A 1,937-nucleotide genomic window follows, 5' to 3' on the forward strand; every position below is an offset into this window, starting at 1 on the left:
AATTCATTTTCTCTATGTTGGATTCCTTGTTGCTCATATTGTGATGATAATTTCTACAAATATAGTCATTGGTAACTATCTATGAAACTGTTTGATACTTTTATAGTTGATTAAACTTGTTCATGGCATTTGCCTTAATATCATCCGCTATGTCAATGTAGGGTTTCATAGCTTTGTAGTCGCTGTGTCCCGTCCATTTCATGACCACCTGTGCCGGGATTCCGAGAGCCAGCGCATTGCAGATGAATGTCCTTCTTCCTGCATGGGTACTGAGCAAAGCGTATTTGGGTGTGACTTCATCAATACGTTCATTTCCCTTGTAGTAGGTTTCCCGTACAGGCTCGTTGATTTCTGCCAGTTCGCCCAGCTCTTTCAGGTAATCGTTCATCTTCTGGTTGCTGATGACGGGCAGAGCCATGTAATTCTCGAAATGGATGTCCTTGTATTTGTCCAGTATGGCTTTGCTGTATTTGTTCAGTTCAATCGTCAGGCTGTCGGCAGTCTTGACTGTGGTTATTTCGATGTGGTCGGACTTCACATCGCTTCTTTTCAGATTGCGAACATCCGAATACCGCAAACTCGTAAAGCAGCAGAACAGGAAAACATCACGCACACGTTCCAGGTATTGCTTATCCTTGGGTATCTGGTAGTCTTTCAGCTTGTTCAGTTCATCCCAAGTCAGGAAGATTACTTTTTTCGAGGTGGTTTTCAGTTTCGGTTTGAACGTATCGTATGCAATGTTCTGATGATGTCCTTTCTTGAAGCTCCAGCGCAGGAACCATTTGAGGAATCCCATTTGCTTGCCGATGGTGCTGTTTCTCATATCCTTGGTGTCACGCAGGAAGTTGACGTATTCGTTCAATCCAAACTCGTTGAAATAGTTGAACGTTGCATCCTCCTTGAACTCTTTGAGGTGGTTCCTCACTGCTGCAAATTTTTCATAGGTGGATGCCGTCCAGTTATTCTGGTTACCGCACTCTTTTACAAACTCATCGAACACCTCCCAAAAGCTGACAGGGGCTTCTTCCGGCTGTTCTTCGCTGGTGTCTTTCATTCTCATGTTGAAAGCTTCCTTCAACTGTTGGGTCGTTGGCATGACCTCCTGCACCTCAAATTCCTTGAAAATATTCTGGATTTCGGCATAGTATTTCAGCAAGTCCGTATTGATTTCGGCTGCACTTTGCTTTAGCTTGTTGGTACATCCGTTCTTTACCCGCTGCTTATCTGCATCCCATTTGGCTACGTCAATCCGGTAGCCCGTTGTAAACTCGATGCGTTGGCTGGCAAAGATGACACGCATACGGATGGGTACGTTCTCTACGATTGGCACACCGTTCTTTTTCCGGCTCTCCAATGCAAAAATGATGTTGCGCTTGATATTCATAATTGGGTGCGTTTGAAATTCTACACCCAAATATACACCCAATTATTGAGATAGCAAAAGACATTTAGAAACATTTACTTTTACTCTATATTGTAATTTACACTTGATTATCAGTCGTTTGCAGTTTTATGATATTCTGTGAAAGTATAAGTTCGAGAGCCTCTCTCTCCGCGAGAAACAATCAAATAATGAGAGAGTTAGCACACAAAAGCTGACTCTCTTTTTGTATTTTAAAGGATTCGAACGAAGGGGTGGTGGGTTCGTAACGCGTTCATGAGAAGTCTGAAGATAGTGTTTCAAAAAGTGTGTAAATACCTTCTTTTCTCATGCATGCAAAATTATAAATAGTTCAATAAAATAATCTTGATTCTAAAAAATTATAAATAGGATATTTATAAATATCTGCATTTTGGGCTACCGTTCCCATTAGGAGAATAACAGCTTGGGGGTTTGGCATGGCGCCCCTCATGTTGATGACCCTCTTGTAATCCCTGTTCAGCCTTTCGATCCAGTTTGTGGTGTAAATCATCCCCCTGATTTCCCTCTCGTACTT

Annotated in this window: 2 protein-coding genes; both read right to left on the reverse strand. The window is 42.1% G+C overall.

Going from position 1 to position 1,937, the window contains the following annotated elements:
* Positions 1–100: 100 nt before the first annotated feature.
* Positions 101–1,384 carry a site-specific integrase gene (locus I2I33_RS20200; protein ID WP_004308773.1) on the reverse strand — a complete coding sequence of 428 codons (1,284 nt, stop codon included), beginning with the start codon at positions 1,382–1,384 and terminating at the stop codon, positions 101–103.
* A gap of 349 nt (positions 1,385–1,733) precedes the next feature.
* Positions 1,734–1,937 (reverse strand): transposase (locus I2I33_RS20205; RefSeq protein WP_195666779.1); only part of this gene is annotated, 204 nt, incomplete at its 5' end.

This window comes from Butyricimonas sp. BSD2780061689_150309_C8 (assembly GCF_015560935.1).
GTDB classification, from domain to species: domain Bacteria; phylum Bacteroidota; class Bacteroidia; order Bacteroidales; family Marinifilaceae; genus Butyricimonas; species Butyricimonas paravirosa.